The organism is Dokdonella immobilis (assembly GCF_900115085.1).
Taxonomy (GTDB): domain Bacteria; phylum Pseudomonadota; class Gammaproteobacteria; order Xanthomonadales; family Rhodanobacteraceae; genus Dokdonella; species Dokdonella immobilis.
Window position 1 is genome coordinate 44,183 of sequence record NZ_FOVF01000027.1, and the last position, 24,779, is coordinate 68,961.

The window sequence follows — 24,779 nt, forward strand, 5'->3', positions numbered from 1 at the left end:
ATGATCAATGAACTGCGCATGGCCTGGCGCGCGATGCGTGCCAGGCCGGGGTTCTTCCTGACCGCGATCCTGACCCTGACCCTCGGCATCGGCGCGGTCACCGCGATCTTCACCGTCTACGATGCGGTCTTGCTCAAGCCGCTGCCGTTCGACCATGCCGAGCGCATCGTCACGCTCAGCCGCGAGCAGGGCAGTTCGGTGCAACGCACGGTATCGGTACCGGTTTTCGACGAGTGGCGCGAGCGCGGGGGCGGGGGATTCGCGGCGCTCGGCGCCTATGCTCCGGAAACGATGAACCTGACCGGTGCCGGCGCGGGTGATGCGCAGCGCCTGAGCCTGAGCAAAGTGACACCGGGATTCTGGCAGGTGTTCTCGCAACCGATGGCGATCGGTTCCAGCTGGGGCGAACAGGAGGAGTCGCACAACGAACACGTGGTCGTGCTCAGCGATGCCCTGTGGCGCTCGCGTTTCGGCGCCAATGCCGGCGTCCTCGGAAGCGACATCCACCTCAATGGCGATTCCTATCGCATCGTCGGCGTGGCCAGGCCGGAGTTTCGCTTCCCCGAGCGCAGCGATGTCTGGATTCCCACATTTACCCCGGGCCATGCGCAGAGCCGGCGCACGGTCAATTTCCTTCGCGTCGTCGGTCTGCTCAAGGAAGACGCGTCCGCGGCGCAGGCGGCGAGCGGTATCCAGGGCGTGATCGATTGGCAGGTGCGTACGTTCCCGCAAGACGAATCCGCCATGCAGGCGCGTGTGATCCCGCTGCAGGAGCAGATCGGCGCGCCGATCGGCAGCGCGCTGGACATGTTGCTCGCGGCAGCCGGCCTGGTCCTGCTGATTGCCTGCGCCAATCTCGCCAACCTGATGCTCGCGCGCGGCCAGAACCGCGCCCAGGAACTGGCCCTGCGTAGCGCGCTCGGCGCCGCCCGCGGGCGCCTGGTCCGCCATGCGCTCGCCGAATCCCTGTTGATCGCCCTGGCCGGCACCGGCGCGGGCCTTGCCCTGGCCAAACCCGCGATCGCCGGCCTGGTCGCCCTCGCGCCGGATCTGCTTTCTGCCTACAACCTGCCGACGATCGACCTGCGCGTGGTTGCCGGCACCAGTGCGGTCGCGTTGCTGACACTGTTCCTCTTTGCCCTCTACCCGGCGCTGCGCGCGGCGGCGACCGATCCGGTCAAGGCCATGCAGGGTTCTTCACGCAGCCAGACCGGCAGCGTCCGCCAGATGCGCGCACGTTCGATCCTGGTCTCTGCCGAAGTCGCCCTGGCGCTGACCCTGCTGGCCGGCGCCGGGTTGCTGATCGGCAGCCTGCGCCAACTCGACCGGGTCGATCCAGGCGTGCGCACGGACCACGTGCTGACCGCCCAGTTTTCCATTTCAACCCTGATCCTGCAGCCGGGCCAGGATCTCAATGTCTGGGCCGAAAACGCGATCAGGCAGCTCACCCCACGGCTCGACGCGATCGAAAAACGGCTGCGCGAATTGCCCGGTGTCGAATCGGTCTCGCTGAGTTTCGGTCTGCCGGCCTCGGGCAACGCGAGCTGGAGCAGCAGCTTCCAGGTCGTCGGCGCACCCGAGGAGAAGCATGCCGAAGTGCAATACCGCTTCGTCAGCGAAGACTATTTCAGGACCTTCGGCATTCCGGTGGAAGCCGGACGCGCGTTCAACGCGATGGACGGGCGGCGCGCCCTGATGCCGACGGAATTGCTCGTCAACCGCGCCTTTGCCGATCGCTATCTGGCCGGGCGCGATCCGCTGACGAGCGAGATCAAGACCTTTGGTGATGCGCCGATTCCGGTCGTCGGCGTGGTCGGCAACGTGCGCCAGGCCGGCCTCGATCACGACATCAACCCGGAAGTTTATTTCCCGATCAGCAAGGCGATCCAGGGTGACCTCAGCATCGCCCTCAAGGTGCAGGGCGATGCCATGGCCCAGATCGAGCCATTGCGCCGCGCCATGCGCGAAGTGGCTGCGGATGCACCGGTCTATGAAGTACGCCCGATGGACGCGGTGATCGGCGAGACGCTCGGACTGCGCCGCTTCAACACGACCCTGATGAGTCTGTTCGCCGCGGTCGCCGTCGCCCTGGCCGCGGTCGGCCTGTACGGCGTGATTGCCTATTCGGTTGGTCAGCGTCGGCGCGAAATCGGCCTGCGCCAGGCGCTCGGCGCCGGCACGCTGTCCGTCCATCGACTGATTCTCGGCAGCAGCCTGCGCATGATCCTGCCCGGCATGGCGGTCGGCCTGCTCGGCGCGCTGGGCCTCGGCCGCCTGATCTCGGCGCAACTGTACGGTGTCCAGGCTGCCGATCCGCGGGTCCTGGCCCTGGTCGTGATCGTGCTCGGCGCGGCTGCGCTGCTGGCCTGCCTGATTCCAAGTCTGCAGGCGGCGCGCATGTCGCCGATGGAAGCGCTGCGCGATGAATAGCGCGAGGCGCCTCCAATCATCGAAATCAACTCGCTGTTCCGGGGAGATACCGTCATGCACGCCATTGGCCACGAACTGAAACAGGCGACACGCGGTATCGCCAACCAGCCCGGTTTCTCGCTGCTGGTCGTCGGCGTGCTGGCGGCGGGACTCAGCGCGGTCATCTACATGCTGATCGCGATCGGCAGCATGATCCTGCGGCCGCTGCCGTTCGCCGATGCCGACCGCCTTCACACCATCGGCATCGACGACGGTCGGGCGCGATCGGGCCGGCTCGATCCGATGCGTGACCAGGACCTGGTCCAGTTGCGCCGCCAGCTCGAAGGATTGGCCGGCATCGGTGGCTTTGGCGAGGCGACGATCAACCTCAGTGATCTGGACCGCCCCGAACGCTTCGATGGAGCCATCGTCAGCGGCAACTTCTTCAGCCTGCTCGGCGTCGCGCCGGCGCTTGGCCGCGACTTCACGTTGGCGGACGAGCGCGACGGTGCCCCGAACGTAGTGATGTTGTCAAAGTCTCTCTGGAAGCAGCGCTATGCTGCCGACCCGGACGTGATCGGGCGTCGGATCCGGGTCAATTCGGCAGCGGCCACGATCGTGGGCGTGATGCCCGAGGACTTCAGTTATCCGCGCAAGGAGCGCGTCTGGATGGTCGGCCACCTGGTCGAAGGGCAGGAGACGGAGAACAGCTACACGGTGCTCGTTCGCCGCCATGCCGGCGCAAGCGTGGCTGCGGTGGAAGCCGGCCTCGCTGCCTGGGTCGCCGATGCGGCGCGCTCGGCACCGGCGCGCTTTCGTGGCATCGGCGTGGCGATGGAGCCGCTTGCCTGGCTCGCTGTCAATCGCACCACGCGAGCCGTCCTGGGAGTGATGCTGATCGCGGTGATCCTGGTCCTGCTGGTCGCCTGCTCGAATGCCGCGAATCTGCTGCTGACGCGAACCCTGTCACGCCGCCAGGAGCTCGCGGTGCGCCTGGCGCTCGGTGCCAGTCGCGGGCGGTTGACCCTGCATCTGCTGACCCAGAGTGTGATGCTGACCCTGGCCGCTGTGGCGATCGCGATCCCCCTCGCGTGCGCCGCGGCCAACTGGACCGAGCGGACGTTCCGCCTTTCCGATGATGGACCGCCGCACTGGCTACATTTCACGCTCGATGCGAACGCGCTTGGCATCACGCTCGTCGTCGCTGCCCTGACCGCACTCGCGGCGGGCCTGCTGCCGGCCCTACGGGCGGGACGCGAAGCGATGACCAACGACCTGCGCGCCGGTACTCGCAGTGTCGCGGGCGGCGGCTTCGCCCGCATCAGTCGTTTGCTCGTAGTCGGCGAGGTCGCGCTTTCATGCGTCTTGTTGATCATGGTCGGTACTCTCGTGCGCGGCATTTCTTCGCTGGACCATGCCGATACGGGCATCGATCCGGGCAATCTGCTGACCGCGCGCGTCGGCCTGTTTCCGAACCGGTATCCGACCGGTGCCGATCAGGTGCAACTGTTCGAGGAACTGGTTCGGCACCTGCGCGAGGATCCCGCCGTCGTCGACGCGACCGCGACGACCAACCTGCCCGCGGTCAGTGGCAACCGTCGCGAATTCCTGCCGGATGGCGCGGTTCCCGGGGATGAATCGATGCCGCAACTGCTGTACTCGGCGGTCGATGACCGGTTCCTCGAAACCTATGCACTCGCCCTGCGCGACGGCCGCTTCTTCGATGCGCGCGACACGGCCACGAGCACGCCGGTGGCGGTCGTCGACGAGAGCTTCGCCGAACGTTTCGGCGACCAGGGTTCGGTTCTCGGCCGTCGTTTTCGCCTCGATCCGCGCAGTGCCGAGGGGCCTCTCGTCACCGTTGTCGGCGTAGTCGCGCGCGTGTCCATGAATCCACCGGGCGCACCGCAGCGGCCGGCCCTGCTCGTGCCGCTGCGCCAGCAGCCGGCACGCTTCGTCTCGCTGGCGATACGAACATCCGGTCAACCGGCCGCGTTCGCGCCGCGCCTGGCCACTCTGATCCGGGAAGTCGATGCGGATACGCCAGCCTATTGGGTCCGAAGCTACGAAGATGCGATGCGCGAAGCAACCTTCGCCGAGCGCTTGCTGGCCAAGGTCTTCGCCGCGCTCGGCGTAATCGCGCTGGTCTTGGCCGCGGCCGGCCTGTATGGCGTCATGGCTTTCAACGTCGGCCAACGCACGCGTGAGATCGGCGTCCGCCGCGCACTCGGCGCGCCTGGGGTCAGTGTATTGCGCGACCTTCTGCTGCGCGTTGGCTCGCAACTGGGCGTCGGGCTCGGCATCGGGCTCGCGCTCGGCCTGCCATTCGCCCGCAGCCTGTCCGGTGCGCTGCCGACGATCGGGACAAGCGACGGCCTCGTGGTCTGCGCGAGCCTGCTGGTGTTGACCATGGCGGCCGTGCTGGCCGTCATTGTACCGGCTCGGCGCGCGCTGCGAATCGATCCGATGGTTGCACTCCGTCATGAGTGAGGAGCCGAGCATGTTTGACACCCTGATCAACGATGTCCGCTATGCCCTGCGCACGCTGCTGGCGAGGCCGGGGTTCTCGGTCGCGGTCGTGCTTACCCTGGCGCTCGGCATCGGTGCGAATGCGCTCGTCTTCAGCCTGATCGACGGGCTGTTCCTCAAGGCGCTGCCGTATCGCGACGATGCGAGCCTGATCGACCTGAGCAATCGTTACGCCCTGTCGGGACCCCAGCGTGCCGGTGTGTCGATTCCGGACTATATCGACCGTCGCGATGGTGTCCCGGCGTTGTCCGGCATCGCACTCTACACCGGGGCCAGTCTCAACCTCTCGACCGAGGCCGGGCCGCAGCGCCTGCAGGCGCTGCGCGCGACGCCTTCGCTGTTCCCGACCCTCGGTGTCGATGCGGCGCTGGGCCGGACCTTCAGCGAAGACGAGGCGACGATCGGCAACGACAAGGTAATCGTCCTTGGCAATGCGCTGTGGCGAAACGGATTCAACGCCGATCTCGACATCGTCGGCCGCGACCTGCGCATCGACGGCGAGAAGTGGAGGGTGGTCGGCGTGATGCCGGAAGACTTCATGTTCCCCAATCGCGATTTCCAGTTGTTCGTGCCGTTCGCCTTCACCGAGGAACAGCGAGGGGATCGCCAGCGCGGCCATGAATTCTCGGGCAGCGTCGCCCGCCTGGCCCCGGGCGCCGATCTGGCCCAGGTCCAGGCCCAGTGCGATGCGATCATCCGGCGCAATGCCGAGCGCATCGGTGCCATGGGCGCCGATGGCGCCGGTTTTCGTTCCTTCATCGAATCGTCCGGATTCACGGTCAGCGCACAACCGCTGCGCTCGATCCTGGCCGGCGAGCAGGCCGGCACGCTGTTGCTGCTGCAGGGGGCGGTCGGTCTGGTCCTGCTGATCGTGTGCGCCAACATCGCCAACCTGTTGCTGACGCGCTTTTCCTCGCGGCGCAAGGAGATCTCGGTGCGCGCCGCGCTCGGTGCAGGGCGCCGGCGAATCGCACGCCAGTTGTTTCTCGAGACCGCCGTATTGGCCCTGCTCGGTGGAGCGACAGGCCTCGTGATCGCCATGGGCGGGGCGCGACTGGTCGCCGATTCCGGCCTCGTGCCGAACTGGGTCGAGGTCGGCCTGAACTGGCGCACCATCGGCTTCGGCTTTGGCTTGTCGATGATTGCGGCCCTGATGTTCGGCGTGTTGCCGATCTTTTCAGCCGTTGGTTCGACCTCGCGACTGGCGTTGCGCGAAGGCGGTCGTTTTGGCGGCGGCGGTCGTGCCGCGAACCGCACGCGCAAGGTTCTTGTCGTCGTCCAGCTTGCCTTGGCGGTGACCTTGCTGGCCGGCTCGGGCTTGATGCTGCGCAGCTTCGCCAAGGTCCTCGGCGAAGCGCCGGGCTTCGACAGTGGCGGCTTGCTGACGGCCGCACTGACCCTGCCGGCGTCGCGCTATGCGGAAGGTCCCGCCCAGATCCGCGGCTTCGAGCATATTCTCGAAAGCGTGCGACGCCTGCCGGGGATCGAGTCCGTGGCCTTGTCCACCCAGTTGCCGTTCGATGGCAGGGACGGTGGCGCCAGTTACCGCATCGCCGGACGCGACGATGCGGGCGCGCCACCGCATGGCCACGTGCTCAACGTCGATCCGGACTATTTCAATGCGCTGCGCATCCCGCTGCTGCGCGGGCGCGCCTTTTCCCGGGCGGACTGGGACAACGCGGCCAAGGTCGTGATCATCGACGAGGCCTTCGAGCGCAAGCAGTTTCCCGCGGGCGACGCGATCGGCAGCCAGCTCGACATGGGCAGGCCCAGTGCGCCCGACCTCTACACGATCATCGGCGTCGTCGGTAACGCGAAGTACGCGGATCTCTCCGCGGAGAACCGCGAAGAGACCTACTACTTCAACTTCGCCGAGACGCCAACCGACAGCGCGATGCTGACCCTGCGCAGCACGATTCCGCCCGCGGCCCTGGTCGAGCCGCTGCGCAATGCAATCCATGCCGTCGACGTCGACTTGCCGTTGTTCGACGTGAAGACCATGCAGGAGCGCATCGATCTTTCGCTGTCCGGACGTCGCGTGCCGATGCAGTTGCTCGGTGTATTCGCACTGATTGCGATGGTCCTTGCCGGCATCGGCATCTACGGCGTGCTGGCCTTCGCAGTCACCCAGAGGACCGGCGAATTCGGCGTACGCATGGCGATCGGCGCCGATGCGTCGCGCATTCGCCAACATGTCATCAGCGACGGTGCGATCCTGATCGGTAGCGGCCTCGGGCTCGGCCTGATCGGCGCGATCGCGCTGGGTCTCGTGCTCAGGAGCCAGTTGTTCGGCGTCGGCAGCATCGATCCGCCGAGCCTGGCCCTCGTCGTCTTGCTGCTCGGCGCGATTGCTTTCATCGCCTGCTGGCTGCCAGCCCGTCGCGCTGCCGCAACCGATCCGATCGACGCGCTGCGCAACGAGTGAGCGAACATCTTGATTTCATTGTAGGAGCGGCTTCAGCCGCGATGCTTCTCCGTTTCAAGGGATCCACCAGGAGAATCGCGGCTGAAGCCGCCTCCTACAAAAAACGCACCCGGCGAGCGTCGAAAGTCCCGCGACGTCGCGTCCCGGAGCCCACGAGACCACAGCGGAATTGAATGATGATCCATCTCGAGAAAGTCGAAAAATCCTACCCGCTCGAGGGCGGGCGGACCTGGGTCCTGCGCAATGTCGATCTTGACATTGGCGAGGGCGAGTTCGTCAGCGTGATGGGGCCGTCCGGCGCCGGCAAGAGTTCGCTGCTCAACGTGCTTGGCCTGATGGACCACGACTGGCAGGGATCCTACGCGCTCGACGGCGTCGAGGTCGGCAAGCTCAACGGCAAGCAGCGGCAGGCCCTGCAGCGCGAGAAGATCGGCTTCATCTTCCAGCACTATCACCTGATCGATGATCTCAAGGTCTGGGAGAACCTCGACCTGCCGCTGCAGTATCGCGACGTGCCGGCGAAGGAACGCGCGGCGCGCGTGGCCGATCTGCTCGATCGTTTCCAGATCGTCGGCAAGAAGGATCTCTTTCCGAGCCAGCTCTCGGGTGGCCAGCAGCAACTCGTCGCCGTGGCCCGCGCGGTGATCACGCGACCGCGCCTGCTGCTCGCCGACGAGCCCACCGGCGCCCTGCATTCGGGCCAGGCCCGTATCATCATGGACCTGCTCGGCGAATTGCACGGCGAGGGCATGGCCATCGTCCAGGTCACCCACAACGAGCTCTATGCCAACGAGGCGCAGCGCATCGTGAGATTGCGCGACGGCTGGATCGAGAAGCCCTGATGAGTCTGCTTGCGCAGTCCCGCAGGACGCTGCAGGATGCCCGCAGGCGAGGGACCCACGCCCCTGGATGGATCGATGGCACCGACTGACAAACCGCATATCCTGATTGCCGACGACCAGCGCGACGTGCGCGAGGCGCTGCGCCTGCTGCTCAAGAGCGAGGGCTGGAACTGCTCGACCGCCGAGGGGCCGGCCGAGGCGCTGGCCGCCGTGCGCAAGCAGTCCTTCGACGTGGCCCTGATCGACCTGAACTACACGCGCGACACGACCTCGGGCGCGGAAGGCCTCGAATTGCTGCGCGAGCTGAAGAAGCTCGATGAGGAACTGCCTGTCGTGGTCATGACCGCCTGGGGCACGATCCATGTCGCGGTCGAGGCGATGCGCCATGGCGCCGGCGATTTCATCGAGAAGCCCTGGGACAACCAGCGCCTGATGAGCGTGCTCGGCAACCAGCGCGATCTCGGCCGCGCGCAGCGGCGCGGCCAGCGCCTGCAAGCCGAAAACGTGCTGCTGCGAGGGCCCGCCGCAGAGGGCTTCATCGCCGATTCGCCGGCCATGCGGCGCCTGCTCGAGAACCTCGCCCGGGTTGCGCCGTCGGACGCCAACGTGTTGATCCTCGGCGAGAACGGCACCGGCAAGGGTGTCATCGCGCGCCTGCTGCACGATGCCTCGAAACGCGCCCAGGCGAGTTTCGTCAAGGTCAACATGGGCGGCATCCCGGAAACCGTGTTCGAGGCCGAGATGTTCGGCCACGTGCGCGGTGCCTTCACCGACGCCAAGAGCGATCGCATCGGCCGCTTCGAACTGGCCGATGGCGGCAGCCTGTTCCTCGACGAAATCGCCAACATCCCGGTGGCCCAGCAACCCAAGCTGCTGCGCGTGCTGGAGGATGGGGAACTCGAACGGGTGGGTTCGTCGCGCACGCTCAAGGTCGACGTGCGGGTGATCTCCGCGACCAACGCGGACCTGCCGGCTGCGGTCGCCGAAGGCGCTTTCCGCAAGGACCTGCTGTTTCGCCTGAATACCGTCGAATTGCATCTGCCGCCGCTGCGCGAACGCGGCGAGGACATCCCGCTGCTCGCGCACGCCTTTCTGGCCCGCTTCGGCAAGCGTTACCAGCGCGATGGTCTCCGCTTCGCTCCCTCCGCGCTTTCGGCCCTTTCCACCTATGCCTGGCCGGGCAACGTTCGCGAGCTTTCACATACGATCGAGCGTGCCGTGCTGATGACGGGTGGCGATGTGATCGATGCCGGCGCATTGAATCTCAATGCCGGATCGGTCGCCGTCGGCAGCGGCGCCCATGCAGCTCCGATCAATGCGCAGATGACCGTCGAACAGGCCGAGGAAAAGCTGGTCCGCCAGACCCTCGAGCAAACCGCCGGCAACATCCAGCGCGCGGCCGCCAAGCTCGGCCTGAGCAGACCGGCCCTGTACCGGCGCATGGAGAAGTACGGCATCGACTGACTCGCTGACCGCGCTGATAGTTTCCGGTGCCGCATTGCGTCTTCTTGCGCATGAGTTGTGCTACGAACGCCGCCGAAGCGCCGGTACCAGTCGCCGGACTGCCGCGTGTCACGCAGTTTCGCTTCCACGATCTGGTCATCGATCTCGCCGCACGCACGCTGAGCCGCCAGGGCACCCCGCTGGCCGTGCAGCCGAGGGCGTTCGATGTGATCGCGTATCTGCTCGTGCATCGCGGGCGTGCGGTCGGTCGCGACGAACTGATTTCGGGTGTCTGGGGACGTGTCGACATTTCCGATTCGGCCCTGGCCCAGGCGATTCGTGTCGCGCGCAGAACACTGGGTGACAGCGGCGAGCGCCAGCAGACCATTCGCACGGTATTCGGATTCGGCTACCAATGGGTGGCCGACCCGGGCGAAGCCGGTGACGAGGCCATCGGCGTGCTCCGGGAAGTTGCAGTGCCCACAGTCCTCCCGTTTGCGCCCGTCGGCGGCGCGGCGACCGGCACCGGGCGGCCAAATCGCGACCGCCTGCACAAGGTGATGCTGGTCGTCCTGCTCACGCTGGCCACCTGCGGCGCGTTCGCCGTCGGCTCCGCGGTCGCCACCCTGATCGAGCACATGCAGGCTCCTTGACAGGTCCCCTGATGTGCCGGAGCCGGGTGCCGGCGGCAGACTTCAGGGCGGCATTCCGCGCCGCGCTCATGCCCTGCTCAGAACCTGCTCAGACTTCTCCAGGCCTGCTGAGCATCTGATCAAGCCAGTGCAGTCATTCGTCTACAGGATCGCCGGTCCAGCCTTGCCCGGTCGCGACGCCGGCTGCGGCCTTCTTTCCTGTGGAGAGTTCCATGAATGTCCTGAAGACACTGGCGCGTGCATGCTGCGCCATTATCGCGCTGGCCTCGATGAGCCTGCTGGCCGCGGATGGCGACCTCGATCCGGCCTTCGGCAGCGCCGGCGTCGCCTACATCTCCCCGGACGGCGTCACCGGTCATCAGTTGCGCGCACGCAGTGTGGTCAGTCGAGGCGATGGCCGCATCGTACTCGGCGGCTCGCGCAACTACCTGAGACCGGGTAGTCCGGATCCGCAAAGGCGTCCGCTGCTGGCGCGCCTGAATGTCGACGGCAGCCCTGACCCAAGCTTTGGTGACGACGTCGACCATCCCGGCATCGTCGTATTCGATTCCTTTTTCGTCGGCACGCAGGAGCAGGAGATCGAAGGCGTTCTCGTGCTCGCGGACGGCTCCGTCATCGCGACCGGCACCGCGACGGCGTTCGGGCCGACGCGCGGCTTCGTCATCAAGGTCGATGCGAGCGGACAACTCGATGGCGACTTCGGCAATCGCGGCGTTGTCGAGGTGCCAAATTCCTATCTGCATGCCATCGCCACGGATTCGCTGGGTCGCGTAGTCGTTGCCGGCGAACGCGTCGGCGGCGATCCGCTCTATCGGGGTCTCGTCATGCGCTTGCTTTCCGACGGCAACTTCGACGACACGTTCGGCTTCCGTGGCGAGGTCACCCTTTTCGAGGAAGGCGTCGACCAGCTCGGCTACCTGCGAGCGCTGGCCATCGATGCCGGAAATCGCATTGTCGTGGGTGGCCAGTACCAGGTTCCGCAGGCAGGCTTTATCGACAACTACGATCTTTCGATCGCGCGGCTGGGTACCGATGGCCAGCTTGATCCGAGCTTCGCTGGCGGCGGCTGGCGTCGCTTCAACGTGGCCGCCGATTCGGACTTCGACGGCATCGATCGTCTGCTGATCCAGGCCGACGGAAGCATCGTCTTCGCCGGGTTCTATCATCAGTTCGAGCAGGGCGGAAACGACTTCGGTACCAACGTCGTGATCGGTCGCCTCGACCAGGACGGCGCCACCGATGCCAGCTTCGGCACCGATGCCGGCTATACCCGCATGAGTCTGCTGCCGTTGGCCTTCAACCGTTATCCGACCGCATTGATCGATGACGGCCAGGGACGCTTCATGCTGGCCGTCGAGTACGCGATTTCGGGCAAGTCGAACTTTGTCGCGTTGCGCACCTCGGGTGACGGCGTGCCCGATCCGGCATTCGGTGTCGGCGGCGTGCTCGAACTCGATCTCGCGCCGCAGGGTATCTACAGCCAAAGCCTGGCCATGACCGTGCAGCAAGACCAGCCATTGCTGGCCGGCGCGGCGCATCGCAGCACGGCGTCGACACTGGTCGACATTGCCGTGACCCGCCTCTTCAACGACACGCTCTTTGCGGACGGATTCGAGTAGGGCTTCCAGGCCGCCGGGAGCGTTCAACCGATTCCGGTGGCCCTCGCCGCACCCCTGGAAGCAGGGCGGCGCGGCGCAAAACGGGCGAGGGCAAGGCTGAATCCTCTATGCTTGCGGCATGCGCCAATGCACGCCCAAGCCAGGTCGATAGCCCATGCCGATCGAGTCGCCACTGATTCGACGAAAACCGCGGCGCTGGAATCACGAGTCCCGCCTGCTGGTCGGCGCCCTGGTCGTTGCCATACCGGCCATACTTGCGTTCGCTTTCGTCCTGTTCGGTGCGAACGGCAGCCTGTCCGGAAAATCGATCGCGTTCGGCTCGGTGTTGCTGGCCACCTTCATGCTCGCGGCCAACCTGCGCCGCCGCGCGATCTACCCGCTGCGCACCATGGCCAACCTGCTCGAGGCCCTGCGCGAAGGCGACTACAGCCTGCGCGGCTCGAATTCACGCCGCAACGACGCGATCGGCGAAGTCATCATCGAGATCAATACGCTTTCGCAAACCCTGCGCGAGCAGCGCCTGGCCGTCGAGGAGAAGAGCGCCCTGCTGGCCAAGGTCATCGCCGCGCTCGATATCGCGGTGTTGGCCTTCGACGCGCAAGGGTTCCTGAAGTTGGCCAATCCGGCCGCCGAACGCCTGCTCGGCGCGCCATTCGTCGAGCTCAATGGTCGCTCCGCCCAGGCCCTCGGGCTTGGCGACTGGCTGTCGCTGGGTGAACCGAAGATCAGCGAGCGCAGCTTCCCGGGCGGCAGCGGGCGCTGGGAAGTGCGCCGCGCCAGTTTCCGCGAAGACGGTCGGCCGCACGACCTGCTCGTGATCACCGACCTGAGCCGCACCCTGCGCGAGGAAGAACGACTGGCCTGGCAGCGGCTGCTGCGCGTGCTCGGCCATGAACTCAACAACTCGCTGGCCCCGATCCGTTCGATGGCGGCGACCCTGGCCAAGCTGCTGTCGGCCGAACCGCTGGCCGAGGACTGGCGCGAGGACGCCGGCAGCGCGCTTGGTGTGATCGGCGACCGTGCCGAGGCGCTGGCGCGCTTCATGGCCCGCTACACGGCATTCGCCCGGCTGCCGCCACCCAAGCCTCGACGCTTCGCCTTCGCCGAACTGGCCCGGCGTGTCGCCCATCTCGAGCAGCGCCTGCCGGTCGCGGTCGAGGAGGGGCCCGATATCGAGATCAGCGCGGACTCCGACCAGATCGAGCAGGCCCTGATCAACCTGCTCAAGAACGCCGTCGATGCGAGCCTGGCCTGCGATGGCGGCGTGCACCTGCGCTGGGCGCTCGAAGGCGATCGTCTGCGCATCGAGATCGTCGATGCCGGATCCGGCCTGCCGCCCAGCGAAAACCTGTTCGTGCCGTTTTTCACGACCAAGCCCGGTGGCTCCGGCATCGGCCTGGTGCTCGCGCGACAGATCGCCGAAGCCCACGGCGGTTCGCTGACCCTCGAAAACCGCGCCGATGCCGAAGGTTGCATCGCGTGCGTGAGGTTGCCTGCATGACGCGGCATGCGGGCAACAGCGGGGGTGCGCCCTTGCCGATGCGGCGTGGACCGCAATGGCGATGAGCGCGATGCCGACCGACGGTCGCCCCGCCTCACGTCTCGGCGCCCTGCTGTTCGGCCTCTTCCTGCTCTGGTTCGTCGTGCTCGGCATCGCGCCAACGTCGCGCGAGGACTGGATGCTCGAGAACGTGATCACCGTACTGGCCATGATCTGGGTGGTCTGGTGGCAGCGTCGCGTGGGTTTCTCGCGGCTTGCCTGCGGTCTGCTTTTCGCCTTCGCCTTCCTGCATGAAATCGGCGCCCACTACCAGTATTCGGAGGTCCCCTACGACCGCTGGTTTGCGGCGATCAGCGATGGAGGGTCGATCGACGGGCTGTTCGGATTCCAGCGCAACCAGTTCGATCGCGGCATCCACTTTCTCTACGGCCTGCTGATCACGCCGGTGGCCTCGGAAGTCATCACGGCACGCGTGCGCCTGCGCGGGCTCTGGCTGTTCCTGATGCCGGTGACCTTCATGATGTCGCATGCGCTGATCTATGAACTGGTCGAATGGTCGGCGGCCAGTGTTTTCGCCGCGGATCTCGGCCAGGCCTACCTCGGCACCCAGGGCGACGTCTGGGACGCGCAGAAGGACATGGCCCTGGCGGTGCTCGGGTCGCTGATCGCGCAACCTCTGTGGATCTGGCGTCGCGCGAGGTTCGCGGAGGTCCGGCACGACGCCTGACGAGCGCCCCTTCCTGCATCGCATCGGGGCCGCGGTGACGATCGACAGGCTTGATCCGGAGCGGCGCCTCACGTATCACTGGTCGCGGTTTTCGTGGAGGACGACGATGCGATCGTTTTGCTGGCTGTGCCTTTTCCTGCTTTCCGGTTCCCTGCATGCAGCCGGGCAACGCACGATCACCCACGAGGATCTCTGGTTGATGCCGCGCGTCGGCTCTCCGGCGATCAGTCCGGATGGCCTGTATGCCATCTATCCAATGCTCGAATCGTCCTACCAGAAGGAAGAGGAAGTCGCCGATCTGTGGCTGGTGCCGACCGATGGGCGCGAGCCGCCGCGAAGGGTGACGGCCGGCAAGGGCGGCGAGGCGGATCCGGCCTGGAGCGGCGACAGCCACCAGGTCGCCTTCGCGGCCAACCGCGGCGACGACAAGCAGCCGCAGATCTACGTGATCGACCTGGCGCGGGGCGGCGAGGCGCAGCGCGCGACGCGCATTTCCACCGGCGCCCAAGCTCCGCGCTTTTCGCCGGAAGGCAGCCGCCTGCTCTATCTGAGCCGTGTCTTTCCCGAGGCCCGCAACGACGCCGACAGCGAGCGCCTGGCCAAGCAGGAGGAGGAACAGAAGTACAAGGCCCATGTCTACACGTCCTATCCGGTGCGCCACTGGGACAAGTGGCTCGACGGCAAGCAACTGCATCTGTTCGTGCAGCGTATCGGCGAGCAGGACGGCCGCGATCTTCTCGCCGGAACCGAACTGATCAAGACGCCCGGCTTCGATCTCGACAAGGATTCCGCGCGCTGGTCGCCGGATGGACGCTCCGTCGTCTTCGCCGCCAGCCGCAATCTGGACCGCGCGGCGTGGTCATTCACGAATGCCGACCTGTGGCAGGTGCCGGTCGCTGGCGGCGAGCCGCGACGGCTTACCGGACCTGACCAACCGGTGGCCGCGGACTCATGGTCGCAGCCGCGCTTCAGCCGCGATGGGCGCACCCTGTTCGCCGTGGTCCGACCGCTCAGCGACAAGGTCTACAGCGCGAACCGGATTGCCGTCTTCGACTGGCCGTCGATGCAGGATCGCGGCCGCATCGCCTTGCCGGAGGGGCGCGAGATCGTCGACTTCGCGGTGGCTCCGGATGGGCGCAGCGTCGACGTGCTCGGCGAGGATGCCGGGCAGGTCAAACGCTATCGTGCCCGCGCCGAGGGCGGCACGGCCGAACTGATCGACTCGCCCGAGCACGGCATGTACGCCGATCTCCGCATCGGCGGGACGCGGGCAGCGACCACCATCGCCACCTACCAGAGCGCGACCGAACCCCCCGAAATCGTGCGCCTCGACGAGCGCGGACGTGGGCATCGCCTGCTGTCATCGCATGCGCGTGCGCGGACGGCGGCGCTCGACCTGCCCGAGGCAGAGAGCTTCTGGTTCACCAACAGCCGCGGCCAGCGCATCCACAACATGCTGATCCGGCCACCGGCATTCGACCCTCGCCGGAAATACCCGCTGCTCGTGCTCATGCATGGCGGGCCTTTCTCGCAGTGGCAGGACGCCTGGGTGCTGCGCTGGAACTACCACCTGCTCTCGGCGCAGGGTTATGCGCTGCTGCTGACCAACTACGTCGGCTCGACCAGTGAAGGCGAGGCCTTCGCCCAGGCCATCCAGGGCGATCCGCTGAAGGGTCCGGCCGATGACATCAACGCAGCGGCCGACGAAGCGATTCGTCGCTATCCGTTCATCGATGCGAGTCGCCAGTGCGCCGCCGGCGGCAGTTACGGCGGCCACCTGGCCAACTGGCTGCAGGGTACGACCACGCGCTATCGCTGTCTGATCAGCCACGCCGGCCTGGTCAACCTCGAAGCCCAGTGGGGCACCAGCGACGGCTCGTTCGACCGCGAGATCATGGCCGGCGGTCCGGTCTGGGAGCAGGGAGAGGTATGGCGCGAGCAGAACCCGATCCGGCTCGCCGCGAATTTCCGCACGCCCGTGCTGGTCACCTTCGGCGAGAAGGATTTCCGCGTACCGGTCAACAACGGCCTCGAATACTGGACCGCGCTGCAACGGCAGCGCGTCGAAAGCAAGCTGATCGTGTTCCCCGAAGAGAACCACTGGGTGCTGAGCGCCGGCAACAGCCGCTACTTCTACAAGGAAGTGCAGGACTGGCTGGCGAAATATCTCGGCAAGACAGGCGCTGCCGCGCACGCCGACAGCGCGGGCTCGGAATGACCGCGAAGCCGCGATAAAAAAAAGCCCCGCGATGCGGGGCTTTTCCGTGGAACCGGGCAGGTCTATTACTTGACCTTCAGGCCCGAGGCGTCGACGTCGGTGACGCCCTTGATGCCCTTGGCGACGGCAATCGCCTTGTTCATGGCCGTCTCGGAATCGACGACGCCGATCAGGGTGACCACGCCATTCGTCGTGTTGACCGAAATTTCCGTGGCACTGACGCCTTCGGTCACGGCGAGGTCGGCCTTGACCTTCGTCGTGATCCAGGTATCGGTCACCGGCTGCTCGGAATCCATTTCCGCGGCGTTGCCGTCCGGTGCCGGCTGGGCGGCCAGGGCGAGGGCAGGGGCGCCGATCGCAAAAGCCATGCCGAGAACCACGCGATTGAGTACGAGGGCTGCGTTTTTCATGAGTATTCTCCTTGGGTAGTCGTTCTCCGCGAGGCGGAGCGAGCAACGACCTGCGAATGACATGCGAGCCGCGCAGGTCGCTCAACTCGACGCACAGTGTCCCGAAGTGCAAACGTATTGGCCCTGAACAACGAGAAATCGGCGGATTCGCGTGCAGGGCACGTTCAGTCTGGTGAACCGCACCCGAATGAGTGCACTGCAGGGGAGGAAAGCGCCGAAACATGCCGCGTCCGGAGGCAGGCCGGTTCGCGACGCGATGCGCGGCGTGCTTGCTCAGTAGCCGTGCGAAAACTCGCGCGCCAGCAGGCCGTAGATGGCGCTGTGCTGGAGTTCACCTTCGACCTGCCAGCGCTCGCGCAACTCGCCTTCGAGACGAAACCCGAGGGTCTCGACGAGCCGGCACGAAGCGATATTGCGTGGATCGATGTCCGCTTCGAGTCGGCGCAACTCAAGCGCGCCGAAGGCATGCGCGATCAGCGCAATCAGTGCCTCGCGGCCATAACCGCGACGCCACTCCGAACTGCGCACCGCATAACCGATCTCGGCACGGCGATGCTTGCTGTTGAGCGCGAGCAGAGTCGTCGTGCCGATGACGCGATTGTTCTCGCGGGTGGCAATTCCCCACTGATAGTGCGTTCCATTGGTGCGCCCTGCATCGATATCGCGCAGATACCACTCCGCCTGCTCACGCGTGCGGAATGGCGCGTGACTCCAGTAGCGCATCACCGCTGGATCGGAAAAGATCGCGAACAGATCGGCCACGTCGCCCGCGTGCAACTGGCGCAGTCGCAAGCGCGGAGTGGGCAGTGTCGGCAGTGATTGTGGAGCAAGCATTCGCGCAGTATCGCGGTTTCGGTCGGCGCTGGAAAAGACTGGGTTCGCCATCGAACCGGACTACCGGGGCTGCTCCGCCGGGTCGGTGCGAACCCCGGAGCCGAAACACCCCGGTCCGCAGCGTGGGCACCCACCACCCCACCAACCCGTCGACAACCTCGCTCCTCCACCGGAGAGCCGCTCCCCCACCGCAACGAACTCCGTTCGACCGGCACCGTCCAGCGGGAGACGCCGTCCACGTTGCAGCATCCTCGCTCGTCCTTCTCCCGCTGGCGGAAGACCAACACCATCCTTTCCTTCTCCGGGTGGGGGAGACCAACACAATCTTTTCCTTCTCCCGCTGGCGGAGACCAAACGGCAGGACTGCCGTTTTGCGCAGCGGAGCTGCCCGCGAGGGCGAGCGCCAGGGATGGTGCGAGTTCAGGTGCCCGGAGGGCGGATGAGGGTGGGCTCTTGATTCTCAAACCCCGCTCCGCCCGACCACCCTCACCAGCCTGTCGGCAGCCTCTCCCGCCAGCGGGAGAGGCATCTGATTCGGACAATGGTCGGGCCAGTGGCTTGAGGTTCTTGCGAACCTGTCCTTCGACTTCGCTGCGCTACGCTCAGGACGAACGGGGGGTGGTGGGCCCATGCTGTTCCTTCTCCCGCTGGCGGAGACCAAACGGCAGGACTGCCGTTTTGCGCAGCGGAGCTGCCCGCGAGTTCAGGTGCCCGGGGGTCGGATGAGGGTGGGCTTTTTTGCTCGCACGTCGGCAATTGCGCAATTCCTTTGGTCCGAGCGCCCGCAGGCGCCGACCTAGTCGAAGCCCGACATGAAGATGCGATCGGCTGAGAGCACCACCTGCACCGCATCCACACGCGCGCTACCGGCGCTGCCATTGCTGAACTGGATCAGGATCTCGCCGTTGCCAACATCGATGTCGTAGTGCTTGATCAGGGCTGTGTCGAGCCCGGCTTCGGCCGCGATATCGAATTCCTGCAGGCGCGGCACGCCCTGGATCGAGACATTGAAGCGGCGCTGACCGACCGCGCTGTTGTAGGTCTCGGCGAAGTGCAGATCAATCCCGTATCGGCCGTTGGCAACCGGGATGCGGTAGGCGAAATTGCCCCAGCGCCAGCTATTGTAGAGTGCATCATCAATCGTGTTGGCGACTGCATGCGAGGAGACCTGCGTGCTGCCGCCCTCGAACGCGGTATCCGCTACGAAGGCCGTTCCATCCGCTGCAGCATAAGCAGAACCGGCCGAATTGATCGCGATCACGGTGTCGCCCGGCCCAGGTATGACTTCGACGCGATTGACTCGCAGGCTGGCGTTGATCGTGGTCGCGCCGCCATAGGGCGCGTAGTAGCTGCTGCCGGTGGCAGTCACGCGCAGATCGTTGATACCCATGCCGAGGCTGATCAAGGGCGTGTTCCACAGCGTCGTGCCGCTGGCCGCGCCGCTGGCCCCGTTGCGCACCGACCAGTCGACGCCCGATATTGATTGCCCGGCATTGTCGACCACGCCGGAGGCGACGATCTGGTCGAGATCCGTCGTCCACGAAGCTTCGGTCGTTGGTTGCTCGATGCGCACCACCGGTGGCGTGGTCAGGCTCGGCTGGCCACGGTGCTGGGCCATCATCCACGCGAACAGCAAGGGCGTGGCATAGGCGTTCTGCCAGATGCCATGTCCGCCCGTCGCGTATTCGGTGTAGATCACCCGGGCATTGGCATCACGCAGGGCGTTGACCTGGTTGCGCGATCCGGCGACGCCGACGGTGCCGTCGTTGGCCGCGTGGAAATACCAGAATGGAATCGCGTTGAGCGGAGTCGCCGATCCGCCACCATAGCCAGACATCGGCACCGCGCTGGCGAAACGGTCGGGCCGGTTCTTGACGAACTCCCAGGTGCCGTTGCCGCCCATCGACAGGCCGGTCACATGGACGCGATTCGCGTCGATGTTGAACTCGGCCGCGATGCGATCGAGCATGGTGTTGAGCTGCACCAGCGATTCCGCGATCCCCCAGCAACTGCTGTTGCTTGGACACTGCGGCGCCGACATGAAGGTCGGCTGCAGGGCGAGGTTGGCATCGCTGACCAGCTTCATCGCGCCGTTCGCGTTGTTGTTGAGCTGTGCGGTGTTGTTAGTGCCGGCTTCGCCTGCACCATGCAGGAACACGATCAGCGGATAGCTTTGCGCCGCGTTGTAGCCCGGTGGCACAAAGATGCGGTAGGGCATGCCGGTGCCGTCGTCGGCCGTGTTGCGGAACAGGAAATCCGCGGGAACCGCTGCCGCCGCCAAGCCGCTGCCGCCCAGGGCGAGCAGGAGGATCAGTCTTGCGAGCTGCTTGAACATGCTACCTCCTGCCGCTTCCCAAACCCGATCATAGGCCGGCCCGCTGCCATTCTTGGTGACCACGCGCACATGTCGAAGCTTTCCCGATCATCCCGGAAAAAATGCAAAACAGGTGCTTTCTGTTATCCAGGAAGAATCCGTTCGCCCTGAGCGTAGCGCAGCGAAGTCGAAGGGCATTCTCCAGTTCTCCGTGCCACTTCAGCTACATCCCACCCGATACCAAAAACATCCGTTCGCCCTGAGCGTAGCGCAGCGCAGTCGAAGGGTGTCGGCCGAAAGTCCGAATCGCGAAAGCTCCTCGCGCTCCCTCCCACCGACGACAATCCCGTTCGAACCGCTGGCAGCAACAACGAACGACGATGACCGAACCCCCAGGACCTCACCCCCATGCCAGCGCCGTCGACGTTCACCGAGCCGCAGCGATGGCGTATCGTGACCGCTCGAAATCCCGGAGTCTGCCCGATGAGTCCCTGCATGCGCGTCGCCGTCCTGCTTTCAATGCTCGTTGCCGCCCAGCCGATCTGCGCCGCAGACCTGATGGTTGATCACGTCAATGGCTATACCCTCGACAGCAGCGGCAAGCTGCAACGCTTCGAAGCCCTGCTGGTCGATGACGGCAAGGTCGTGGCCACCGGCCGCCACGCTGACCTCATAAAGCGGGCCGGCGATGCATCCGTCATCGACGGCAAGGGCCGCACCCTGCTGCCCGGACTGATCGACGCACACGGCCACGTGATGGGCCTCGGTGCAATGAGCCTGCAGGCCGACCTGACCGGCACAACGACCCTCGACGAGGCGCTTGCAAGAGTGAAGAACTTTGCAGCAGGGCACGCCGACAGCCCCTGGGTACTCGGCCGCGGCTGGAACCAGGTCACCTGGAAACTCGGTCGCTTCCCGACCGCCAGCGAGCTCGACGCGGTCGTTGCCGATCGACCCGCCCTGCTGAGTCGCGTCGACGGCCATGCGGCCTGGGCCAATACTGCGGCGATGCGGCTGGCCGGCATCGACCGCGATACGAAGGACCCCAGCGGCGGACGCATCGAGCGCGACGCCGAGGGCAACCCGACCGGCGTATTCGTCGATGGCGCCATCGATCTGATCGCGAACCGGGTGCCCGAGCCGACGCCCACACAACGCGAACAGGCGCTGACCGAAGCCCTTAAACAGATGGCCAGTGTCGGCCTGACCGGCGTCGCCGATGCCGGCATCGACCGGCAGACCTATGCCCTCTACCGCCAATTCGCCGACCAGGGCAAGCTCAGCGCCCGCATCTACGCAATGATCGGCGGCACCGGCGAAGACTTCGATGCCATCAGCAAGGATGGTCCGCTGATCGGCTACGGACGCGATTTCCTTACCGTGCGCAGCGTCAAGCTCTATGCGGACGGCGCGCTCGGCAGTCGCGGTGCCGCCCTGCTGACGCCGTATGCAGACGATCCGCACAACAGCGGCTTGCTGTTCAACACGCCCGAAGCGCTGACCGCGATGATCAGCAAGGCGCTGGGCAAGGGCTACCAGGTCTGCGTCCATGCGATCGGCGACAAGGCCAACCGCGAGGTACTCGACAGCTTCGCCGCCGCCTACAAGACGAGCGGCGGCAAGGACCTGCGCAACCGCATCGAGCATGCCCAGGTCGTCGCCCTCGACGACATCCCGCGATTCGTCGACCTCAACCTGATCGCCTCTATGCAGCCCACACACGCAACCTCGGACATGAACATGGCCGAAGACCGCGTTGGTCACGAGCGCATCAAGGGCGCCTACGCCTGGCAGCGCTTCCTTGAGCAGGGCACGAAGATCGCGGGTGGATCGGACTTCCCGGTCGAGTCGCCCAATCCATTCTTCGGATTACACGCCGCCGTCACCCGGCAGGATCACGAAGGCCATCCGCCCGGCGGTTGGTACCCCGATCAGGCGCTCTCCATCACCGAAGCTCTGCGCGCCTTCACCCTCGATGCCGCCTACGCCGCACACCAGGAAAAGACCCTCGGCACCCTCGAACCCGGCAAATGGGCCGACTTCATCCTCGTCGACCAGGACATCTTCACGATCGACCCGAAGAAGATCTGGTCGAGCCGAGTGCTCGAAACCTGGGTGGGTGGACACCGTGTCTACGAGCAACCCGCCGATGAAACGCCGGCAGAAAAGACCGCGAAGCCCGACCGCAAGAAATCCCAGGATTAGATTGCAGGATTATACGGTTGGAATGACGCAAGTGGTTGAAAAGTAGAGCCGCCGCCATCCCGGGTATTGCGTTCTGGCCAGATTAGACGGCAGGATTAGATGGCGATTCGCTATCGAATAGGCGTTAGATATCGCTCATGCTCCCTGTGTCGCCTGACATTTCTGAAGAGCTTCGTCGCGAATGCGAAGCCAGTGGTGATTTCCGCCCGATATACTTCGAGTGGTACAAGTACGTCGGCTTGCTATGCAACTTCTTCGCAAGTGTTCGCGCGGACTCGCCTGGTGTCATTGACCTCCCTGCCACGCACTACGCGGTACTAATTGGGCTTCTAAATCGATGCTCAAGACTGATGCTCGCGAACACTGCATTAGGTAATGCAGGCCGCTTTGGTGAGTCAACGGCCATTATCGACCGCTGCATCTTCGAGTCGGGGGTGAAGCTTCGCTGGCTCTGTCGCCAAGCGAATCAAGAAGCATTCACTCGCTTCCTTCTTGACGGGCTTCGACCCGAAGTTGAGTTCAAAGCGGTCATATCAGAGAACGCGCGGCAGAGAGGCGCGCTCATCGCAATCGAGCGCCGCATGCTTGATTCGATAGATCGTTACATGGCTTCTGTTGAAGCAGACGACGCCACTGTTCTTGCAAGCCAAAGGTTGCCTGACTTGGCATCAATGATCACTGCGATCGGCGAAGATCGGCTGCTATACGTCATTGGTCAGCGCATCGGATCACATCATGTACATGGCACATGGGTTAGCCTTCGCCGAGACTACCTTGAGGAGTACGACGGCGTTCTTGGTCCGAAGGACCATGTGAGCGAAACTCATGAGAGTCAGTTCCTACTAACTTCCATCCTCGTTCTTGAAACCATGAAGGCGTTTGTTTCTTTCGCCTTCAGACCAGATCCTATGAAGGACGAACTGCTGTCAGTCGTCGATGCGGTATCGGAGGAGGTTCGAGGCATCAACCCGAACGCAAGAGAACGCGATGAAGCTGCGGACGGCGAAATCTAACTATGCGTTCAAGCGGACCGCGGGGAGAGGCTATGGTGTTTCCTGATATGTTATCGGCCCGCGGCCGCTTAACGTGGCGTTGGGTCCTTAAAACATGCTTCCTAGAATCGCAAAGACCGCCGGCCTGATTCCCGCACTGGCTCTAGCCAGTGGATGTGGTTCGCTTGCTTGTAATATTGAGGCGGCCGAAGGGGCGAAGAAGCTCGACAATCAATACCTTTCGCAGTTGTACGCGTATGCTGCATCGAAGGAATGCAAAGGAACTTGCAGGCCATCCATACTGAGCGGCCTATCTGGTCTAGGAAACCGTGCTCCTGTTTTCAACGCGCTTCCTGGTAATCAAGCACAAGTCAAACTGTTTGTTCAATTGGATTGTGGCGTCATACTTACCTTTAAAGAGCTTGGCACTCCAAGCGGCGCCATCTATGTCATTTCGAGCACCGATGGCATAAATTGGAATAAGGATCTTTTATGGTCGGTCGGCCATTCAAATACGTCGACTGCACCCAACTAATCAATCAAGCCGACCGCTAACGCGGCGGCTTATTTCGGTGTTAGGGCGCACATGCTGCAGCAAAGCTTCTGCCAGAACTGCAACGCCGAGCTATGGGAGGTTCCTGGCGCACCGCGTCTGCCGTGCCCAGCCTGCTGGGGCCTTGGCCGCAATGCGACGGAGGTCTGTGTGGACGCTGTTGGCTTCCATGAAAGCTACCGCCTCAAGCACAAGCGACCCGGCGTAAAGCGGGCACTGGCCGAAGAGCGTAACGAGCTCAGCTACTTCGTGCGGGACGGTGAGTGGCACCGAAGACAGATACTTGTTGATCGGCAGAACGACATCTACCGCGAACACATTGTTCGCTTGAAGACAGGGGAGGTCGTGGTGAACAAAGAAGAGAAGCTGTCGGAGCACCTCGGGCATGGCGATGCCAAGAAGCGGTAAGGTGCGCCCTAACAATTCGTCCAAGCCGACGCCGCTTCGCGGCGCGGCTTAACTCAGGTGTTAGACCGGCATGAAAGATCTAAGCGAACTCGAACAGCATGTGTTGAACGCGGCGAGCGATGATTATGAAGCGCCGCATACCATCGCCAATGATCTTGCGCTTTACCTCGGGCGTGCGGTGTCAGAAGAAGATGTAGCCACGGCGTTTGTTCGCCTTGCACGGCTTGAATTGGTTCAAGCATTCCAATACAACTCCATTGCTCAGCAGTTTCAGCCTGTACCGGCGTCGGCAATAGCTACCGTAGAAGAGCCTTGGTTTTTGGCCAAGGCTCACCCAACGCTTGCGTCGTTGTCTAACTTTTCCTCAAGAGACTTCCCGTCAACTCCGGGTGAGTGAGGCTGTGGCCCTGAGCTCTTAGGCGTTTGCTGGTCATCGAGTTGTTCCTTTGGTGCGTGCTGCTTTGTCAGTGCGATGCGGAGACCAAACGATGTCAGACTGCATTTCCTCAAACGGTCTTGTTGAGTCGCGGATGCCGACTCGGACCAGGGTATAAACCGCACCCGGAGACCTCGTTCGTCCATCGGTGTCGTCGGTGTTCGAGGATCAGTCGAAGCACGCTGTGACGGCCGGAAAGTTAGTCAGGTTTTCTCCAGGTCGGTCTGACCCGTTGTCACCCGTGTCGCGCTGACGGTGAAG

At 64.6% G+C, this 24,779-nt stretch carries 18 protein-coding genes; 15 read left to right on the top strand and 3 right to left on the bottom strand.

The annotated features are described in order from the left end of the window. From BM125_RS15480 to BM125_RS15525, 10 genes are all read left to right on the top strand, one after another. Positions 1-2,430 carry an ADOP family duplicated permease gene (locus BM125_RS15480; protein WP_092409609.1) on the top strand — a complete coding sequence of 810 codons (2,430 nt, stop codon included), beginning with the start codon at positions 1-3 and terminating at the stop codon, positions 2,428-2,430. A 54-nt stretch (positions 2,431-2,484) separates the two neighbouring features. Next, on the top strand, positions 2,485-4,899 hold the full coding sequence (locus BM125_RS15485; RefSeq protein ID WP_092409611.1) for an ADOP family duplicated permease: 2,415 nt from the start codon (positions 2,485-2,487) through the stop codon (positions 4,897-4,899). A 10-nt stretch (positions 4,900-4,909) separates the two neighbouring features. Continuing rightward, the gene (locus tag BM125_RS15490; protein ID WP_175498127.1) at positions 4,910-7,363 is read left to right on the top strand and encodes an ABC transporter permease; all 2,454 of its coding nucleotides are present in this window, start codon (positions 4,910-4,912) and stop codon (positions 7,361-7,363) included. Between the two features lie 173 nt (positions 7,364-7,536). Then, on the top strand, positions 7,537-8,205 hold the full coding sequence (locus BM125_RS15495; protein ID WP_217647892.1) for an ABC transporter ATP-binding protein: 669 nt from the start codon (positions 7,537-7,539) through the stop codon (positions 8,203-8,205). A gap of 75 nt (positions 8,206-8,280) precedes the next feature. Then, complete coding sequence (locus tag BM125_RS15500) at positions 8,281-9,669, top strand: sigma-54-dependent transcriptional regulator (RefSeq protein WP_092409615.1); 1,389 nt, start codon at positions 8,281-8,283, stop codon at positions 9,667-9,669. 50 nt (positions 9,670-9,719) lie between these two features. Then, positions 9,720-10,301, top strand: coding sequence for a winged helix-turn-helix domain-containing protein (locus BM125_RS15505; RefSeq protein ID WP_092409617.1), 582 nt, complete (start codon positions 9,720-9,722; stop codon positions 10,299-10,301). 212 nt (positions 10,302-10,513) lie between these two features. Then, on the top strand, positions 10,514-11,920 hold the full coding sequence (locus BM125_RS15510; RefSeq protein WP_092409619.1) for a hypothetical protein: 1,407 nt from the start codon (positions 10,514-10,516) through the stop codon (positions 11,918-11,920). 154 nt (positions 11,921-12,074) lie between these two features. Then, positions 12,075-13,421, top strand: coding sequence for a sensor histidine kinase (locus BM125_RS15515; protein ID WP_092409621.1), 1,347 nt, complete (start codon positions 12,075-12,077; stop codon positions 13,419-13,421). A 61-nt stretch (positions 13,422-13,482) separates the two neighbouring features. After that, the gene (locus BM125_RS15520; RefSeq protein ID WP_175498128.1) at positions 13,483-14,148 is read left to right on the top strand and encodes a DUF2238 domain-containing protein; all 666 of its coding nucleotides are present in this window, start codon (positions 13,483-13,485) and stop codon (positions 14,146-14,148) included. A gap of 106 nt (positions 14,149-14,254) precedes the next feature. Continuing rightward, complete coding sequence (locus tag BM125_RS15525; protein WP_092409625.1) at positions 14,255-16,366, top strand: S9 family peptidase; 2,112 nt, start codon at positions 14,255-14,257, stop codon at positions 16,364-16,366. A 65-nt stretch (positions 16,367-16,431) separates the two neighbouring features. Here BM125_RS15525 and BM125_RS15530 read toward each other — a convergent pair whose 3' ends face one another. From BM125_RS15530 to BM125_RS15540, 3 genes are all read right to left on the bottom strand, one after another. Then, complete coding sequence (locus BM125_RS15530) at positions 16,432-16,776, bottom strand: BON domain-containing protein (RefSeq protein ID WP_092409627.1); 345 nt, start codon at positions 16,774-16,776, stop codon at positions 16,432-16,434. A 273-nt stretch (positions 16,777-17,049) separates the two neighbouring features. Continuing rightward, positions 17,050-17,610: a GNAT family N-acetyltransferase gene (locus tag BM125_RS15535; RefSeq protein WP_092409629.1), complete on the bottom strand. Its 561-nt coding sequence runs from the start codon at positions 17,608-17,610 to the stop codon at positions 17,050-17,052. Positions 17,611-18,406: 796 nt separating this feature from the next. Then, entirely contained in the window at positions 18,407-19,945 is a 1,539-nt protein-coding gene (locus BM125_RS15540; protein ID WP_092409631.1) for a malectin domain-containing carbohydrate-binding protein, read from the bottom strand. Between the two features lie 462 nt (positions 19,946-20,407). Here BM125_RS15540 and BM125_RS15545 point away from each other — a divergent pair, with 462 nt between their 5' ends. The 5 genes from BM125_RS15545 (at position 20,408) to BM125_RS19930 (ending at position 24,479) form a co-directional block, all read left to right on the top strand. Then, the gene (locus BM125_RS15545) at positions 20,408-22,129 is read left to right on the top strand and encodes an amidohydrolase (RefSeq protein ID WP_092409633.1); all 1,722 of its coding nucleotides are present in this window, start codon (positions 20,408-20,410) and stop codon (positions 22,127-22,129) included. Positions 22,130-22,266: 137 nt separating this feature from the next. Continuing rightward, positions 22,267-23,142, top strand: a complete 876-nt coding sequence (locus tag BM125_RS15550) for a DUF5677 domain-containing protein (protein ID WP_092409635.1) — start codon at positions 22,267-22,269, stop codon at positions 23,140-23,142. A gap of 94 nt (positions 23,143-23,236) precedes the next feature. Next, the gene (locus BM125_RS19925; RefSeq protein WP_139225054.1) at positions 23,237-23,656 is read left to right on the top strand and encodes a hypothetical protein; all 420 of its coding nucleotides are present in this window, start codon (positions 23,237-23,239) and stop codon (positions 23,654-23,656) included. Positions 23,657-23,707: 51 nt separating this feature from the next. Next, positions 23,708-24,082 (top strand): hypothetical protein, encoded by a 375-nt coding sequence (locus BM125_RS15555; RefSeq protein WP_139225055.1) that lies wholly within the window; start codon positions 23,708-23,710, stop codon positions 24,080-24,082. Positions 24,083-24,152: 70 nt separating this feature from the next. Beyond that, complete coding sequence (locus BM125_RS19930; protein WP_139225056.1) at positions 24,153-24,479, top strand: hypothetical protein; 327 nt, start codon at positions 24,153-24,155, stop codon at positions 24,477-24,479. Positions 24,480-24,779 lie beyond the last annotated feature (300 nt).

Coding starts and splice junctions, on each gene's coding strand:
- BM125_RS15480 (WP_092409609.1), top strand. CDS start 1: ATGATCAATGAACTGCGCATGGCCTGGCGCGCGATGCGTGCCAGGCCG.
- BM125_RS15485 (WP_092409611.1), top strand. CDS start 2,485: ATGCACGCCATTGGCCACGAACTGAAACAGGCGACACGCGGTATCGCC.
- BM125_RS15490 (WP_175498127.1), top strand. CDS start 4,910: ATGTTTGACACCCTGATCAACGATGTCCGCTATGCCCTGCGCACGCTG.
- BM125_RS15495 (WP_217647892.1), top strand. CDS start 7,537: ATGATGATCCATCTCGAGAAAGTCGAAAAATCCTACCCGCTCGAGGGC.
- BM125_RS15500 (WP_092409615.1), top strand. CDS start 8,281: ATGGCACCGACTGACAAACCGCATATCCTGATTGCCGACGACCAGCGC.
- BM125_RS15505 (WP_092409617.1), top strand. CDS start 9,720: ATGAGTTGTGCTACGAACGCCGCCGAAGCGCCGGTACCAGTCGCCGGA.
- BM125_RS15510 (WP_092409619.1), top strand. CDS start 10,514: ATGAATGTCCTGAAGACACTGGCGCGTGCATGCTGCGCCATTATCGCG.
- BM125_RS15515 (WP_092409621.1), top strand. CDS start 12,075: ATGCCGATCGAGTCGCCACTGATTCGACGAAAACCGCGGCGCTGGAAT.
- BM125_RS15520 (WP_175498128.1), top strand. CDS start 13,483: ATGAGCGCGATGCCGACCGACGGTCGCCCCGCCTCACGTCTCGGCGCC.
- BM125_RS15525 (WP_092409625.1), top strand. CDS start 14,255: ATGCGATCGTTTTGCTGGCTGTGCCTTTTCCTGCTTTCCGGTTCCCTG.
- BM125_RS15530 (WP_092409627.1), bottom strand. CDS start 16,776: ATGAAAAACGCAGCCCTCGTACTCAATCGCGTGGTTCTCGGCATGGCT.
- BM125_RS15535 (WP_092409629.1), bottom strand. CDS start 17,610: ATGCTTGCTCCACAATCACTGCCGACACTGCCCACTCCGCGCTTGCGA.
- BM125_RS15540 (WP_092409631.1), bottom strand. CDS start 19,945: ATGTTCAAGCAGCTCGCAAGACTGATCCTCCTGCTCGCCCTGGGCGGC.
- BM125_RS15545 (WP_092409633.1), top strand. CDS start 20,408: ATGAGTCCCTGCATGCGCGTCGCCGTCCTGCTTTCAATGCTCGTTGCC.
- BM125_RS15550 (WP_092409635.1), top strand. CDS start 22,267: ATGCTCCCTGTGTCGCCTGACATTTCTGAAGAGCTTCGTCGCGAATGC.
- BM125_RS19925 (WP_139225054.1), top strand. CDS start 23,237: ATGCTTCCTAGAATCGCAAAGACCGCCGGCCTGATTCCCGCACTGGCT.
- BM125_RS15555 (WP_139225055.1), top strand. CDS start 23,708: ATGCTGCAGCAAAGCTTCTGCCAGAACTGCAACGCCGAGCTATGGGAG.
- BM125_RS19930 (WP_139225056.1), top strand. CDS start 24,153: ATGAAAGATCTAAGCGAACTCGAACAGCATGTGTTGAACGCGGCGAGC.